The 15892-nt window shown below is 62.7% G+C and carries 17 protein-coding genes; 6 read left to right on the forward strand and 11 right to left on the reverse strand.

All coding sequences use genetic code 11. The annotated features are described in order from the left end of the window. Position 1 precedes the first annotated feature (1 nt). From VGM51_04755 to aroF, 8 genes are all read right to left on the reverse strand, one after another. Positions 2 to 298: a MoaD/ThiS family protein gene (locus VGM51_04755; protein ID HEY3412356.1), complete on the reverse strand. Its 297-nt coding sequence runs from the start codon at positions 296 to 298 to the stop codon at positions 2 to 4. Continuing rightward, a complete protein-coding gene (locus VGM51_04760) occupies positions 295 to 1455 on the reverse strand; it encodes an exo-alpha-sialidase (GenBank protein HEY3412357.1) in 1161 nt (386 codons plus the stop codon). Before VGM51_04760 ends, VGM51_04755 begins: the two co-directional genes overlap by 4 nt. 268 nt (positions 1456 to 1723) lie before the next feature. Beyond that, on the reverse strand, positions 1724 to 2050 hold the full coding sequence (locus VGM51_04765) for a helix-turn-helix transcriptional regulator (protein ID HEY3412358.1): 327 nt from the start codon (positions 2048 to 2050) through the stop codon (positions 1724 to 1726). Continuing rightward, the gene (locus tag VGM51_04770; protein HEY3412359.1) at positions 2050 to 2439 is read right to left on the reverse strand and encodes a type II toxin-antitoxin system RelE/ParE family toxin; all 390 of its coding nucleotides are present in this window, start codon (positions 2437 to 2439) and stop codon (positions 2050 to 2052) included. Before VGM51_04770 ends, VGM51_04765 begins: the two co-directional genes overlap by 1 nt. Positions 2440 to 2529: 90 nt before the next feature. Beyond that, positions 2530 to 3813, reverse strand: coding sequence for a family 10 glycosylhydrolase (locus tag VGM51_04775; GenBank protein ID HEY3412360.1), 1284 nt, complete (start codon positions 3811 to 3813; stop codon positions 2530 to 2532). Between the two features lie 257 nt (positions 3814 to 4070). Then, positions 4071 to 4949, reverse strand: a complete 879-nt coding sequence (locus tag VGM51_04780) for a phospholipase D family protein (GenBank protein HEY3412361.1) — start codon at positions 4947 to 4949, stop codon at positions 4071 to 4073. Positions 4950 to 5123: 174 nt separating this feature from the next. Continuing rightward, positions 5124 to 5369, reverse strand: coding sequence for a hypothetical protein (locus VGM51_04785; GenBank protein HEY3412362.1), 246 nt, complete (start codon positions 5367 to 5369; stop codon positions 5124 to 5126). Positions 5370 to 5541: 172 nt separating this feature from the next. Further along, positions 5542 to 6564 carry a 3-deoxy-7-phosphoheptulonate synthase gene (gene aroF, locus VGM51_04790; protein HEY3412363.1) on the reverse strand — a complete coding sequence of 341 codons (1023 nt, stop codon included), beginning with the start codon at positions 6562 to 6564 and terminating at the stop codon, positions 5542 to 5544. 80 nt (positions 6565 to 6644) lie between these two features. Here aroF and VGM51_04795 point away from each other — a divergent pair, with 80 nt between their 5' ends. Continuing rightward, entirely contained in the window at positions 6645 to 6788 is a 144-nt protein-coding gene (locus tag VGM51_04795; protein HEY3412364.1) for a hypothetical protein, read from the forward strand. 193 nt (positions 6789 to 6981) lie between these two features. Here VGM51_04795 and VGM51_04800 read toward each other — a convergent pair whose 3' ends face one another. Genes VGM51_04800 through VGM51_04810 form a run of 3 tightly spaced genes read right to left on the reverse strand, consistent with a single transcriptional unit; the run spans position 6982 to position 9540 of the window. Beyond that, complete coding sequence (locus VGM51_04800; protein HEY3412365.1) at positions 6982 to 7857, reverse strand: ABC transporter permease; 876 nt, start codon at positions 7855 to 7857, stop codon at positions 6982 to 6984. Next, positions 7854 to 8816, reverse strand: a complete 963-nt coding sequence (locus VGM51_04805) for an ABC transporter ATP-binding protein (GenBank protein ID HEY3412366.1) — start codon at positions 8814 to 8816, stop codon at positions 7854 to 7856. Before VGM51_04805 ends, VGM51_04800 begins: the two co-directional genes overlap by 4 nt. 25 nt (positions 8817 to 8841) lie before the next feature. After that, positions 8842 to 9540 carry an AIM24 family protein gene (locus tag VGM51_04810; GenBank protein HEY3412367.1) on the reverse strand — a complete coding sequence of 233 codons (699 nt, stop codon included), beginning with the start codon at positions 9538 to 9540 and terminating at the stop codon, positions 8842 to 8844. Between the two features lie 178 nt (positions 9541 to 9718). Between VGM51_04810 and VGM51_04815 the strand changes: the two genes are divergently transcribed. The 5 genes from VGM51_04815 (at position 9719) to VGM51_04835 (ending at position 15846) form a co-directional block, all read left to right on the forward strand. Further along, positions 9719 to 10990, forward strand: coding sequence for a sorbosone dehydrogenase family protein (locus VGM51_04815; protein HEY3412368.1), 1272 nt, complete (start codon positions 9719 to 9721; stop codon positions 10988 to 10990). A gap of 36 nt (positions 10991 to 11026) precedes the next feature. Continuing rightward, entirely contained in the window at positions 11027 to 13543 is a 2517-nt protein-coding gene (locus VGM51_04820) for a PA14 domain-containing protein (protein HEY3412369.1), read from the forward strand. Next, positions 13540 to 14250 (forward strand): prepilin-type N-terminal cleavage/methylation domain-containing protein, encoded by a 711-nt coding sequence (locus VGM51_04825; GenBank protein HEY3412370.1) that lies wholly within the window; start codon positions 13540 to 13542, stop codon positions 14248 to 14250. The genes VGM51_04820 and VGM51_04825 overlap by 4 nt, the downstream gene beginning before the upstream one ends. Positions 14251 to 14287: 37 nt before the next feature. Further along, positions 14288 to 14917 (forward strand): DUF6062 family protein, encoded by a 630-nt coding sequence (locus VGM51_04830; GenBank protein HEY3412371.1) that lies wholly within the window; start codon positions 14288 to 14290, stop codon positions 14915 to 14917. A gap of 383 nt (positions 14918 to 15300) precedes the next feature. Beyond that, positions 15301 to 15846 carry a sigma-70 family RNA polymerase sigma factor gene (locus VGM51_04835; protein ID HEY3412372.1) on the forward strand — a complete coding sequence of 182 codons (546 nt, stop codon included), beginning with the start codon at positions 15301 to 15303 and terminating at the stop codon, positions 15844 to 15846. Positions 15847 to 15892 lie beyond the last annotated feature (46 nt).

The raw sequence follows: 15892 nt of genomic DNA on the forward strand, positions 1-15892 counted from the left end.
CTTAACCCCCGGCTATGGCGCCTATCACGAGAAACGGTTCCTTCCCCGAAGCCACGTCGTCCGGCAGCGGGGCGTCCGGCGAATCCAGCGACAGGTCCTGACCGCACGCGAAGAAGCGGATGAACGCGCGGCGCGCCAGCGTGCCGTGGTCCCGTATTGTGCCCCGCAGCATGGGGTAGCGGGCCTCGAGGGCGTCGAGGACCGATCGCTGTGTGACCGGTCCTTCCACCTCCAATTCCAATTCCCCGTGGACGCCGGCCAGAGTCCGCAGGTTGGCCGGCAGCTCTAGCCGTATCATTGAAGTGTTTGGACCTCCACCGACAGGACCGCCGGCAAGTCTCGCACGATGGGAGCCCACGTATCGCCGGAGTTTGCGGAAGCGTAGACCTGCCCGCCGGTTGTGCCGAAATAGATGCCGCAGGAATCGAGCGAATCCACGGCCATCGCGTCGCGCAGGACGTTCACGTAGCAGTCACTCTGCGGCAGCCCGTTGGTCAGGGCCTCCCATTCGTTGCCGCCGGTGCGGCTGCGGTAGACGCGCAGTTTGCCGTCGGGCACGAAATGCTCGGAATCGCTCTTGATCGGAACGACGTAGATCGTGTCCGGCTCGTGTGCGTGAACGTCGATCGGGAACCCGAAGTCGGACGGCAGGTTGCCGCTCACCTCGTACCACGAATCACCGGCGTTGTCGCTTCGCATGATGTCCCAATGTTTCTGCATGAAGAGCACGTCCGGGCGCGACGGGTGCATCGCGATCCTGTGGACACAGTGTCCGACGTCGGCGTCTTGATCCGGGATGTACTCGGAGCGCAGTCCGCGGTTGATCGGTTTCCACGTCGTGCCGCCGTCGTCGGTCCTGAACGCTCCCGCGGCCGAGATGGCGATGAACATCCGCCCCGGGTTGCCCGGATCCTGGATGATGGTGTGCAGACACATTCCGCCCGCTCCCGGCTGCCAGCGCGGCCCCGACTCGTGCTGCCGCAGGCCGGCAACCTCCTGCCAAGAGGCGCCGCCATCGGCCGATTTGAACAATGCGGCGTCCTCCACGCCGGCGTAAACGGTGTTCGGATCGGTGAGCGACGGCTCCAGGTGCCAGACCCGCTTGAACTCCCAGGGGTGCTGTGTGCCGTCGTACCACATGTGGGTGCCCGGCGTGCCCTCGTAGACGAACTTGTTGCTCTCTCCCATGGGCATGCCATCCGGCGTCGTCGACGGCCCGCCGCCCGGCGTTTCCCACGACTTGCCGCCGTCGCTCGATCGCTGGATCACCTGGCCGAACCAGCCACTGGTCTGCGAGGCGTATATCCGGTCCGGGTCGGCGGGCGAGCCCTTCATATGGTAAATCTCCCAGCCTGTGAACTGGGGGCCTGAAACGTCCCACTTTGCACGCTTTTCGTCCGATGTCAGGATGAAAGCGCCTTTCTTTGTGCCAACCAGCACGCGTACTCCGCTCATTGTCACTCCTCTCTATCCGGTTCCTTCTACGGGCCGAAAATCACTCCGGCCGGACCGTAAAACGTCGCGCATTTGCCACGAGTCACTAATGATGCCACGGGAGGCGGCGTTGTGGCTACATGAAGAAACACGGCGTCATCCAGCGGTGCTCCGGGTAATGGGGGATGAAAAATGGAGCGTGCAAAATGAAAAGTGGCGGACCGGGGCTGGTCCGCCACTCTGCACGATCTGTCATTCAGGCCGGGTTTGCCCGGTTTCAGTCAGGGTCCTACACGTTGTCTGCAATCGACACATGCGTGACTGCCCCATCGGCGTCAGGCTTCTTGGGCCGGATGACGATCTCAACATCCTGGTCGAGCGCATTCAAGCACTGGAACAGCCGTTCAAGCGTAAAGCCTTTCAGCCTCCCACGCGTGATGTCCGAGACGTTCGGCTGTGTAAGGCCAGTTCGACGGGCCGCCTGCGCTTGGGTCAAACCCAAGGAGGCGATGACCTCGTGAATACGATAGGCAACGCGCGCCTTGGCCAGGCGCTCCTCTGGTTCCGGCAGACCGAGATCGGCGAAAACGTTACCGCTTCCTGTTGTGAACTCCATCAGACCCTACCCCCAAAGTGCTCAGAGTGGTGCTTCGCGGCGTCGGCCAGTCGTTGTCGGATCAGTGCGAGGTCGTGCTGGCTTGTCTTGCGCCCAACACGGCTCTTCTTCTGGAACGCGTGCAACACGTAGATCGCATCAGCGAATCTCACCGTGAACACGGTCCGGTATGTGTCCCCATCAAAGTCGTCCCGGATCTCGAGGACGCTCGCTCCACCGAACCCGCGCAACGGCTTGACGTGAGGCGCCGTGCCACCCTCCTGGACGATCTGAAGGGCATAGCCGAAGGTATCCTTCACGTCCTCGGGCATCCGGCGCAGGTCGTCGAGGGGCGAGCCAAGCCAAATCAGCGGTCGGTCTGCATCCATTCCGTGTAGTGCATCGCTCAAGGCATTATACCATTTCTAATATAAACCTGTCACTTTGGCAGCAGCGTGTCTCGAACCCAGTCTCTCGGAACTCGAAACCCCGAACCCCCCTTACCACCTCGGCTGTTCGGCCTCGCTGGGCTTTGGGAGCACGGCTTCCGGCGCTTTCGCGTCCGGCTGCGGGGCTCGGAAGTCCGGGACCGGGACCTTCTGCTGGTACACTGTCTTGAGCAGCGTGTCCAGTTTGCTTGCGTCCTTCACCGTGGACTCGGGGTCCTCGCCCATCAGGCTGTCGAACGCGAAGAAGCTGATGCCCTGGACGCCCAGCGTGCGACCCACCTTCACCTTCTCGGCGTCGCTTGCCCCGGTGAGCAGCCAGTCGCCGATGCCGGCCCAAAGGTGCGTCTTGTGCCGGTTCTCCATCGCGGCCTTCACCCAACCGGCCCACTGGCCGGTATCCGTGTGGTACGTCATCGGGATAGCGATATCGAGGATGCCCTCTCGCATCCAGCCGAACCAGTCCTGGAACGTGCTGTTGTACGGCTCCGAATCCTCCCATTTAGTAAACGCGCCCCACGGGATGAGCGCGGCGGAAACCGCCACGTTGGGCTTGATGGCCTTCACGTCCTTGTAGATGCGGCGCACGAGGCCCGTCACGTTGTCGCGCCGCCACTGCGCCCATTTCGCCGGGTACATCGCCGGCCAGGCGTCGCGTGCCGGCATCAGGTCCATCGCCTCGCGCTCTTCGGGAGTCAGCGCGGGCAGGATGGTCGATTTGAACGCCTTGATGTCGCTGTCATTGAAACCCATGTCGCGGTTAGGGTAGCGGACGTAGTCAAAGTGGATACCGTCCACGTTGTAGCGCCGCGCCACGTCCAGGAAGACATCGTGGATGTGCTTGCGGGCATCCGGGTTGCCGGGATCGAGGAACGCGCCTTCGAGGTTGGGGCTGGCGACGAGCGGCACGCTGCCCAGGCGGTCGGCCATCAGCCACTCGGGGTGCGCGTTGACGACGTGCTTCGGATCCTTCGGTTTGGAGGTACCGCCCCACACGTAGCACGTGTTCAACCACGCGTGGACCTGGAGGCCGGATTTGTGGCCCAGGTCGATGGCGGTCTGCAGGGGGTCGAAATCGGCGGGCTGCTTGTCCAGCGCTTCTGCGCGCGGTTCGAGGCCGTTCAGGTAGTAGGCGTCGCCGCGGCCGCGCACTTGTACGATAATCGCATTGAAGTTGTACTTCACCGCGGTATCGACCACGCGCTGGATATTCTGCGGGGTGGTCATGTCGTAGCGCACGACCCAGATTGCGCGCGCCTCCGGCTTGGTCGAGACGGCGTCTTCCGCCATGGCGAACCCTCCCATCAGGAGCAGGAGCGAGAACAACAGAACCTTCATGCGGGCCTCCTGAGGAGATGATAGGTGGTATTTTCACCACGGAGGAAACGGAGTACACGGAGGTGCACGGAGGAATTCGATGTCTGAATTGATCCTCTATGAACCTCCGTGCCCTCAGTGTCCTCCGTGGTTCATTTCGGAGCCTACAGGGTTCGGCCCAGCGCTTCCGCCAGCGGTTTCAGTTCGCCCATCAGGCGGTTGAAGTCGCTGAACGTGAGGCTCTGCATGCCGTCTTTCAGCGCGGTCTTCGGCCTGTCTCAGTCTGCTGCGGGAGACACAGAGCCATCCTGATTGCTCGAAAGCAACCATTCGCCCGACGCAGGATCATTCTCAATGAGCCCCTTCTTCTTCAGGGCCTGTTGCGCATGTCGCAACCGGTGTTGCCAAATCACGCGGCGATCTCCGCTGATGATCCGGGAAACTGAGTCGTCGCACAGATCTGGATGGATAGCAGGGACCATCTCGTAGAGGTCCTGCGTTGACAGACGGCGATCCGACAACAAGTAGAGTACCGTGTCAGCGAAAATGCTCTGCAGGGATCTGCCCTTTAGGCGGATACGGACGAGGTCGTCTTGAGCGTTCTGCCGCAATTCCGACGACGCGGCTCGAAGTTTCGCCCTGATTGACCTCTGTTCTTCGGAAACGGCAACGCGGATTTCGGTCACTTGGCTCTGAAGACTCAGCAAACGATCTGGGCTGACCAATCCGCCAAGCCGAGCGTAGCGCCGTATGTCGTGGTTTACGCGCTTCACGACTGACTCTTCAGTCACCCGCACGCCATACTCGAGGTTGCCTCGGAACCCGCCCTCTGTGAAGTTCGCAGAGCCGATCAATGCCAAAGAGTCTCCGGAAGTGAACACCTTGGCGTGAATACGTGGCAGGTAGATTAGTCGCGTCTTCGGCAGATGCTCGCACAGATAGATTAACGCCGCGACATCGGTGCTTCCCTGGACCAAGTTGGATGCCGAGATGTCCGTGACAACAGTCACAGATACAGCATTCTGCGCACCCTTTTCACGGACTCCATCTACCAACAGGCGCATTGGGCCTTGCGTGATGTATGGGGAGCAGATTACGCAGCGCGTCTGGACGCTGTCGATGAACGCGCCGAATGCCGACGCAAACGGCGAGGCCATTAGTTCCAATGGTGTTTAACCTCTCGGTCCGGATTTAGCGGTTAGTTGTGTGTGTCCACCGCTCGGTCAGCGGTTTGGCAGGCATCTCCCGAGAATCGGCGTGGCCGATCCTGACGCTCAATGTGCTGCGCCAACGAGACTCCCCCCACGGCGGAACAAGCGCAAGATCCGTGCTCATTCACCAAAGACGACTTCCACCGGTTCCTCTTCGAGGATGGACACGGCGACCTCATCGTCCAATTCGCCCTCCAAGTCGTCGTTCAGATCGACTACGACCGTTCCATCCTCGGTCTCAAATTCCGTCCATACGTCCCCCATCGAGTCGTAATGGTCGCAAATCAGAATCCCATCTTCCCCGAGTACTAACGTCGCTCGGTCTACTTCCACGCAGGCACCGGGCTTGAGGATGATCCTTGCCATGCTTCTTCTCCTCCTAGACTGTGCCCAGAGGTGAAGCCGCCGCGCTCGATCCGCTGTTTTCAGCGCGATTGTAACGCCCGCTGAGCGGCCGTATTATGACATAGTGCCGAGCGCCATGGCAAGGTGATTGTTCGTCTGCACGTCCCCGCGGCCTCCGCGTTGAAACCGCAGCCTACATGGTTCGTCCAAGCGCTTCCACCAGGGGTTTCAGTTCGCCCATCAACCTCCTGAAATCCGAGAAGGTGAGGCTCTGCATGCCGTCCTTGAGGGCGGTTTTCGGGTTGGGGTGGGTTTCGATCATCACGCAGTCGGCGCCGGCGGCCAGGGCGGCCTTGGTGCTGCCGCCAACCAGTTGCCAGCGGCCCGTTCCGTGGCTGGCGTCGCCGCAGATCGGCAGGTGGCTGCGCATGGCGACCTCGCCGATGGCGTTCACGTCCAGTACGTTGCGGTACGCCGTCTCAAACGTGCGAATGCCGCGTTCGCAGAGGATGATGTCGTAGTTGCCGCGGCTGGCGATGTATTCCGCCGCCTGCAGCCACTCCTCGATGGTGCTGGCCATCCCACGCTTCAGCATCGCCGGGATGCGCGTCTGGCCGATCTCCTTCAGAAGGCTGAAGTTGGACATGTTGCGCGTGCCGATCTGGAAGATGTCCGTGTACTCTCCCACCAGTTCCACGTCGCGCGTGTCCATCACCTCTGTAATGATGGGCAGTCCGGTCTCCTGCTTGGCTTCGCGGAGCAGTTTCAGGCCCTCGATGCCCATGCCGTGGAAGGAGTACGGCGAGGTGCTGGGCTTGTACGCGCCGCCGCGCAGGATGCGCGCTCCCGCGGCCTTGACCACTCGCGCCGCCTCAAGGATCATCTCGGGGCTCTCGACCGTACACGGCCCCGCCATGACGACGACCTCCGGTCCCCCGATCTTCACGCCGCACACGTCAATGACCGTTTTCTCCGGGTGGAAATCGCGGTTGACGAGTTTGTACGGCTTCGCGACGATGACCACGTCCTCGACCTGCGGCAGGCCGATCAACTGGTCCTTCAGGACGTTCTTGTCCTTGTCCGTGAGGCCGACGGCGCCCATGATGGTCTTCTCCGCCCCCTGCGAAAGGTGGATGGAGAATCCCTGGCTTTCGAGAAAGGCTCTGACCTCCTGTATCTCCCCTTCTCCTGCACCTGTTTTCAGAATGACAATCATAATCGCTTTCCCCTTTATGTTCAGACCTGCGTTATTGACTCATTCTAGCGCGAGCAGACCGGCGGCATCGGCCCGGAGGGTTGGCGACAAGCGGCGTGGGGCACGCGCGCACGAACTACTGCCCTCAGCCCTTCTTGATCACCAATACGTTGGACGACGCATTCGACGGCGTGGCGCCTCCGTCCAGGTTCGTGATGATCCACATCGATGCCGACGTGAAGTAGTACACGCTGGATTGACCGCGTACCCCGCCCGCTGCCAAGGATTAGTGTCGAAGGGAAAGCGTGACCGTGCCGTCTGGATTATCTCCTGATTTTCGGCTGCGGAAAAGTCGAAAGCGTCGATTGCGTGTGGACACGGAAAACGGCTACCAGACAGGCATGTGAGAGACGACCTGCAGGCTCGGGGAACCCCCGGTCAGCGCCTCGACTGTGCGGAGGGGATGATGATGCGTGGCGCCTGCGTGTGCGTGTTCCGCCATGCTCCAAACAGCAGGACGGGTATGAGCGCCAGGAGGGCGGAGGCTTTGGCCCGGCGGGGAAGCGGTTCCGTGCGGTCCCAGCGGAACAGCCGCGTGGCGATTGTGAAGGCCGTCGCGGCCATCAGCGCCAGGGCGCACAGCGCCACGCCGTCGCTCTCCAGCGAAAAACCGCCCAGCATTACGTGTTTCAGCGGCGTTACCAGGTGGGTGGGAGGCAGAAATTGCGCGAACTGGCGGACCCGCAGGCTGTACATCTCCAGCGGAAAGGTGAGTCCGCTCAGAAAAAGCGTGCCCATGAAGGACATCTGCATGAGCAATTGGGCTTCCTGCATGGTCGATGCTATCGCCGCGATGACGAGGCCCAGGCTGGCCATCGAAATGGCCCCGACAACAGTCACGAGGAGAAAAGGTCCCACGGGGAAGTCGAGCGGAGCGTGGTATACGACCTTGAGCATCAACAACTGCACGCCCAACGTGAAAGTGAGCATGGCCAGTCCCGCGAGCACCGTGCCGGCGAGCAGCCCTCCGGCGCCGAGCGGCGTCAGGCGATATCTCCGCAGCATCCCGCGCTCCCGCTGGACCACAACGCCCAGACCCTGACCGAAGAACGAGCTTGTGATGATCGAGAGCCCCACGAGCATGGGCATGATCTCACGGACCTCTTCGCGCCCGCCCTTGCCCAGCGCGGCGCCGAATGCCACGGTGAAGAAGAGCGGAAACAGCAGGCTGAGCGCCATTGCTTTCCTGTCGCGCATATAGAGCTTCAGCGTGATTCGCGCGAGAGCGATCGCGTTGGAGAGGACCCGGATCATGGGGCAGCCTCCTCGGCGCCCGTGAGTTCCAGGTAGAGGTCCTCCAGCGTCGGTTGGATGATGGATATGCTCTCCAGCGATGATTCGCGGTTGTCGAGCATCCGCACGAGCGCGGCGACGGTCTCGGCCGGCCGCCGTGTGCTCAGCCATGCGATATCGTCTCGCAGCGTCACATCCGCCACCGTTGGCAGGCTGCGCAGAACGTCCTCCCCAACTCCGGGAACGATTCGAACGCCAATCCGGGCCAGGCTGGACGCCCGCGACCGCAGTTCCTCGGGCGTTCCGATGGCCTTCAATTCACCCTGAGCGATGATCGCCACGCGGTCGCATAGCCGCTCGGCCTCCTCGATGTAGTGCGTCGTCAGGAGAACAGTCTTCCCGTCCGCGCGAAGTTGAAGTATGATCTCGTGCAGGTCGCGCCGCACCTGGGCGTCCAAGCCGGCTGTGGGTTCGTCGAGGAAAACGAGATCCGGGTCGTTCACCAGCGTCAGCGCGAGGGCCAGGCGCTGCTTCTGTCCGCCGGACAGCGTTTCGTAGGTGGCGTTGCGCTTGGCCTTCAGATCGAACCGGGCCATCAGCGCGGAAAGGTCCACTCGGCGGTCATAGAACCCGGCATAAAGGGACAGCGCTTCGCCGACCTTGATCTTGTCCGGCAGCATAGTGTCCTGCAAGGCCGCGCCGATACGTTGTTTGAGATCCTGGGTCTGGCGCCATGGATCGAGGCCCAGAACGCTCACGCTGCCTGCATCGTAGGCGCGCAAGCCTTCCATGATTTCGATCGTGGTGGTCTTGCCGGCGCCATTGGGCCCCAGCAAGCCGAAGATCTCCCCTCGCCTGAGGTCAAAGGAGAGTCCGCGCACCGCCTCGACTTCCTTGTAGCGTTTGCGCAGGTCGCGAACGCTGGCGACGGCTGCGCCAGCCGTCTCTCGTTCTTCAGTGATTATTCGCGTGTCCTCCATGCGCTGCGTAATGCTCCGCTACCTGTCAGCTTTCTGTCGGCATGTGGATGTACATGCTCTGGATGCCGAGTCGTCCGGGGCCGGTGAACCGGTTGAAGACGAATGAACCCGCGCTGGCGAAGAGCCCTGTGGCCAGCCCCTGCCGCACGGTCTCCATCTGGACGCTCTGATCCTTGTAGATCCAGCCGCCGGGCTCAACGTCGATCTGCTCGCCGGGCCCCAGGTTCACTTCAAATACGTTTCCGTATCCGTGCAGCCACAGGATGCCTTCGCCCGAGACGCAGCGAAAGGTGTCGATGAAGAAGCCCGTTCCGCCGAACATCATGTTGGCGATTCCCTTCACGCGCTGGAAGGAATAGTCCACGTTATCCGTGGCGGCGAGGAATTGATGCTCGCGGACGTCGATGCGCTGGCCCGTCGCGAGGTGCATCGCGAATACGTGGCCGGCGCCGTCCCGGCTGAACGCAATCTGGCCGACGCCTGTCGCCTGCGTCACGAATACCTGCATCCCGGCGAACATCCTCCGCATCGCGCCGGCCAGCGGCTTGACCCCCACGTTGACCTGGGGCGATTTCCACAACAGCGTGTAATGCTCGAAATAGATCGGCATCCTGCCGTCCAGTTCAACGTGCAACGCCGGCACGAGTTCGCCCTCGATGTGGTACGTAATATCCCCGAAGCGTTCATTCTGCAAGCTGGTTGGCAACAAACCTGGGAACTGCATCCATCTCCTCCTGATTCCATGAACAGTAATGCGTGGGCGCGGACGCCCAGCCTGATATCGGGCGCGCACGGCGCCATCTAGACGCTTCGGCGTCCAGCCATTTTTCGCGGTTCGCCCGCGCCGGGTTGCAGGCGATCGGCCATAGACGCCGCAGGCGTCGATACTGGAGCAATAACGTATGTTGGGACGAAGATCGGCCCTTTCCGAGTATATCCCCTTGGCCCTCGCCGGAGCGCTCTGTGCAGGCTGTTCCGCCTCACGGCCCGCCCGCGCGCTGCCGGCAGCGACCGGTGATTCCGCCGCCGTTTCCCCGGCGGAAGGCAGGCCAGTGTCGCTTCCCCCACCGTTTGCGACGCCTTCGGCGAACAACGGCCCGCGCGTTGTGCCGCCGCCGGTCGATGCACTGCCAAAGGTCCCGGCCGGCTACACCGTGGCCTTGTGGACCGCCGATGCACACAACCCGCGCAACGTGGTGCTTGCGCCCAATGGCGATGTGTTTGTGGTCGAATCCAACCGCGGCCGGGTTCGGGTCTTCAGGCCGGCGAAAGGCGATTACTCGAAGCCCGGCGAGCAGTTCGTGTTCGCCCAAGGCCTTCGTCAGCCGTTCGGGCTCACGTTCTATAAGAACTGGGTCTACATCGGCGACACCGACGCGGTTGTCCGGTTCCCGTACAAGCCGGGGCAGACGAAGGCAGTCGGTGAACCACAGCGCATCACGGAACTGACGCCGGGCGGTTACAACCAGCACTGGACCCGGAACGTCTTGGCCGATGTCCGTAACAACAAGCTATTTGTCAGCGTCGGCAGCCGAACGAACGTGGATCCGGAGGAACCGCCGCGGGCGAGCATATTACAGATGAACCCGGACGGGTCCGCCCGCCATACATATGCGAGCGGACTTCGCAATCCCGTGGGACTTGCGATCAACCCGGATACCGGCCGACTGTGGACGGCTGTGAACGAGCGCGACAATCTGGGCGACGATCTCCCGCCGGATTTCGTGACGGAGGTCAAGCCCGGCGGTTTCTACGGCTGGCCGTACGCGTACATCGGGCCCCACGAAGACCCTCGGCGCAAGGGTGAGCGCCCCGACCTGGTGGCGAAGACCATCGTGCCCGACGTGCTCGTCGGCGCCCACGTCGCCGCCCTGAACCTCGCCTTCAACCCCGGGAGAATGCTTCCCGGGAAGGGAGACGCGTTCGTCGCTCTCCACGGCTCGTGGAACCGCGCCCGGCGGGACGGATACAGCGTCATCCGCATCCCGGTGAGGGCCGGCCGCCCGGCCGGTCCGCCGTCGGCTTTCCTCACCGGGTTCGTACTCCCGGACGACAACGTCTGGGGCCGCCCGGTCGGCATCTGTTTTCTGCCGGATGGGTCCTTACTCGTCAGCGAAGACGGCAACGACCTTATCTACCGCGTAACGTACGGGAAGCGTCCAACCCGCCGCTAGGCCGTACTACAGCGCTTCTTGAGAGGAACTGAGCCCATGGATTCTGGCGCGCCGACACCCACCCGGGGAAAGCTGCGGATGACGCTGGCATGCGCCCTTTCCCTTGTGATGCTTCACGGACCGCACTCCGCGGCTGCCGTAAACGTCCTGACATACCACAATGACAACGCGCGCACGGGGGCGAACGCGGCTGAAACCGTGCTGACGCCTGCCAACGTGAACGCGTGCGGGTTCGGGAAGGCCTTTTCGCAGGCGGTTGACGGCCAGATATACGCGGAACCTCTCTACATGGCGGACATGCCGATCAGCGGAAAGGGAACTCACAACGTCGTGTTCGTTTGCACGATGCACGACACGGTGTATGCCTTCGACGCAGACAGCGCGTCTGGCGACAACTCCGCGCCGCTGTGGTCGCGCACATTCACAAACCCGCCCGGTGTAACGTCCGTGCCAACTACCGATCTGGGGAACGGCTACGGGGACATAGAGCGGGAGATTGGCATCTGTGGCACGCCGGTGATCGACGCAGGCACCAACACGATGTACCTCGTGGCCAAGACGAAAGAGACCTCCGGCGCCACACCCGCCTACGTTCAGCGCCTTCATGCGCTTGATGTAGCCTCGGGAGCCGAGAAGTTTGGCGGCCCCCTCACGATCTCGGGTTCCGTTTCCGGCACGGGTTACAACGGCGCGTACGGGGTCATTGAAGACGTCTCGCACGGGGTTGCGTTCGATCCTCGCAATGAGAACCAGCGCTCAGCCCTCCTGCTTGTGAACGGGATCGTCTATGTCGCGTGGGCCGCGCACGAAGATCACGACGCCTATCACGGCTGGGTCATGGCTTTCACCGTCAACCAGCCCACTCAGACCCTGACCCGCTACGCGGTCTTCTGCGCGACGCCCAACGGCGGACGGGCGGGCGTCTGGCAAGGAGCGGGCGGACCGGCGGCGGACGGATCGGGCGCTATCTATTTCGCCACCGGCAACGGCTCTTTCTCGCCCGCGACATCCAATTACGGTGATTCCTTCCTGAAGCTCAACCAGGGAGTCGGCCCGCTGACGGTATCAAGTTACTTCACGCCGTCCAATCAGGCCGGCCTGGATGCCGCGGACGCGGACGTAGGTTCCGGCGGCCCCCTTCTCCTTCCCGATCAACCTGGAACACACCCTCACGTCATGGTGGGCTGCGGAAAGGAAGGCAAGATCTACCTTTTGAACCGCGACAGCCTCGGCGGATATGGCGCGGTGGATAACGTGTTGCAGGAGATCGGAGGGGCTAATAATGGCGTGTGGGGAGTGCCCGCATACTGGAATTCGCACGTCTATTTCGGCTCACAGGGGGATGCGCTCAAGTCATTCGCCCTAGCCAATGGCCAGCTGTCAGCCGGTCCGGACTCAAGGTCGGCGGCGACCTTCGGCTACCCCGGCGCCACGCCGGTGGTCTCGGCTAACGGGAACACCAACGGCATTTTGTGGGCCCTCAACGTGGGATCCTATGGCTCGGATGGTCCCGCGGTGCTGTACGCCTATGACGCCAGCAACCTGGCGAGCGAGCTGTACAATTCGAACCAGGCCGGCGCGCGGGACGTCATGGGCCAGGCCATCAAATTCGCCGTGCCCACGGTGGCGAACGGCAAGGTCTACGTCGGCACGGGCACTGAATTGGACGTTTTCGGGCTTGGCGCGCCCCTTGGCATCGTGAACGCCGTCCCGATGGGTAACACCTCGGTCCGCGTAACGTTCACGTGCCCGTTGGACAGCACGACCTCGCAGGCTGCGTCGAACTACGTCCTGGACAATGGCGCCGCCGTCATCGCCGCGAATCTGGATTCAAGCGGCACGGTTGTAACGCTGACGACATCGCCTCTTCTGACGTTTGTCCCTTATACCTTGCGCGTCACGGGCGTTCTTGACCGTTCCACCCCGCCCCGGGCCATTCCACCCGGCGCCAGCGTCACGCTGTCGCTTTCCGGTCTTTCCGGTCTGACAGGGTCCTACTTCACGAACATCAACCTCAGCGGCTCGCCCGCCATTGTCCGCGTGGATCCGATCATCGATTTTGACTGGAATAACTCGCCTCCCGATCCGGCGATCGGGATGGTGACGTATAGCGTCAGGTGGACCGGATATTTGCGAGCGCCGACGTCGGGGCCTTACACGTTCTACACGGTGACGGACGACGGAGTGAGGCTGTGGGTGAACGGATCGAAGCTGGTGGATGCGTGGGTCGATCAGGCTCCAACCGAGCACTCGGGCGCCATCACGCTTTCGGCCGGCGTGCGGTACCCTGTCACCGTCGAATTCTATCAGAACTACGGCGGTTCGGTGGCCCGGCTGCTCTGGAGCGGGCCTTCGATCGCCAAGGCCGTCGTTCCGTCCGCATCGTTGCTTGCGCGCGGTTACAACTATATGGACGTTGCCTACGCATTGAATGCAGCGGGCGGCCTTCAGAATGCTATGAGTGCGCCCGCCCTGATTTCCGGCGGACAACTCGATATTCGCGGCGTGACGCTGCTGATTCGCAAGGCCGCCGGACTGGATGCCAACCCGTGATAAACAATCCAGAGACCGGACGACGTGGTTTCACGCTCATCGAACTGCTGGTGGTGATAGCCATCATCGCGATTCTCGCCGCGATACTGTTCCCGGTTTTTGCGAGGGCGCGCGAGCAAGCGAAACGCTCCGCCTGCGTGAACAACCTGAAGCAGATCGGCACGGCGATGGTCATGTACCTGGACGACAACGATCTCCGGATGCCGGACCGCCGCGATCTGAAGACGTCGCTCCCCGGCGGATACCACCCGTGGACATCCTGGCCGGCGTCTGACCCGCGTTGCGGATGGGCTGCGCTCGTGCTCGGGCCCTACATCCGCTCTAACGATATATGGAACTGCCCGTCGATCGTCGGGTCGCCATTGGGAAAGGCCGTTCAGGTGGTCCAGCGACTGTCCAATACCGATACCGCGACGACGAGCTACTGGATGTGGAGGTTTGACCGCCCAGACGACCCGACGCCGCCGACGGATATGTGGGGCAAGACTCCGGAGCACGCCATTGCCGACCTCCGCGCGGCGAACGACCCGAACGCGGGGGTTCCGAACAGCGCCGCCGATGTCGAACTGGTGGTGGATCCGTACTTTCCGAAGACCATCCCGACGGTGGCGGCCGAGCTGAAAGGGCGGTCCGTGCATATGGGCGGGCGGAACCGCCTGTTTCTGGACAGCCACGTCGCATGGCTGCAGGACGCGCGCACGATGTGATGGCGCCGCCGCCGGCGAACGCGACATAATGCCCTTGATGAAGAACGATAAGCACGCGACTGAACACGAGGTGCGCGAGGCGCTCGCCCGCGGCGGGTGCGCTATCTGCGGGCTGAATCGACGGGCCGTCGAGGGCTGGATCCAGAGCCTGCTGCGCGAGGGCATCACGGATGTGAAGGCGCGGCTCCGCTTCCGGGAGGCGGGAGGGCTCTGCGGAGAACACACGAGGCTGCTTGAGGACAACGGCAGCCCGCTCGGCGTCTCCATCCTGCTTCACGATGTGCTTACCCAGACCTCCCCGGCGTCGTCCGGCCGGCGCCCCGCACCGAGGTGCGGCGCCTGCGCCTACCTGAAGGAGACCGAAGCGCGCTACGTGGACGCGCTCGCCACCGCCCTCGTCTGGCCGGAGGTTCAGGCATCGTTCCAGTCCTCACCAGGACTCTGCGTGCCGCATATCCAGCGCCTCGTCCGCCGCGCCCGCCGCGGGACCGACCACTGGGTCCGCATGGCCTGCGCCGCACATCTGGAGCCGCTTATCTCGGAACTCGCCGAGATCATCCGCAAGCACGATTACCGCTACGCCGCGGAGGCATGGGGCGACGAAGCAGATGCCTGGCGCCGTGCCGCCGCGCGCTGGAGCGGCGAATGCGTGGCGACTGAGAAGTGAGAGTTGAGTATTGAGAATTGAGGGTGACCGCCTGGCCTCAAATCTCAATTCTCAGGTCTCAGTTCTTGTTTAGCAAACCTCGCCCCCCGTTCTATATGTCTTTGAATGCGCGCGATATCGCGCGCTATCATATTGCTTGCATCCGGCGGAATCACCCGCCGTGCGGCAAACCCACCGTCGGAAAGGAGACGAGAAACGTGAAGAATATCTTGGTCAATGCAGCCCCCTGTTGCTCGCCCCGTTCCGGCAATCCCCGGCCGTAGGTTTCCCTTGAGGCGCTGATCGCCTCATACACCTCCCGGCTCTCCATTTCGAACCGCTGGAACGCGGGCCAAGCGCTCGTGCGTCGTATTCGTTCGTCTTGTATTGGAGAGTTACCCGGGATGAATCCCCTGTTGGACAGCGCACGGACCGGTCATATCCGGCCGTGCTACGAAAATGCCAGAAACGGTGATCCGCGCGCCACGCGTGCCGTGGTGGATGCGCTGCGTCCGCGCGTCTCACGCCTGGCCCAGCACTATGCCCGCGTCACGGGCGAGGACGTGGACGACTTGCTGCAGGACGCGATGGTCGGCCTGCTGGAAGCCCTGCCCGTGCTCGATACGCGCATCGGGCAGCCGGAGCCGTACCTGATTCAGCGCGCCAAGTGGCGGATGCTGGACACGATCAAACGGCAGCGCCTTCGGCGCTGCGTGCCACTCGATGACGCCGTGCACGAAGTGACAACCTCTCGCAGTGACGGCCCCGCCGCCACAGTCCACGTCCGGGAGTTCACCGGCCAGCTACCGGAGAACCAGCGCGCCGTCCTCGACTGCCTGATGGACGGAATGACGTGGCGTGAGGCCGGCGACGTTCTCGGCTGCACGTCCGCCAACGTCGCGTACCACGTACGCCGGATCCGGATGGCCTACGAAAAATGGTGTGGATAGCACGCATGCGGGGGGACGCCTCCCGTATGCGGGCATCTGGATCGGC

The organism is Armatimonadota bacterium (assembly GCA_036504095.1).
Classification (GTDB): domain Bacteria; phylum Armatimonadota; class DTGP01; order JAKQQT01; family JAKQQT01; genus DASXUL01.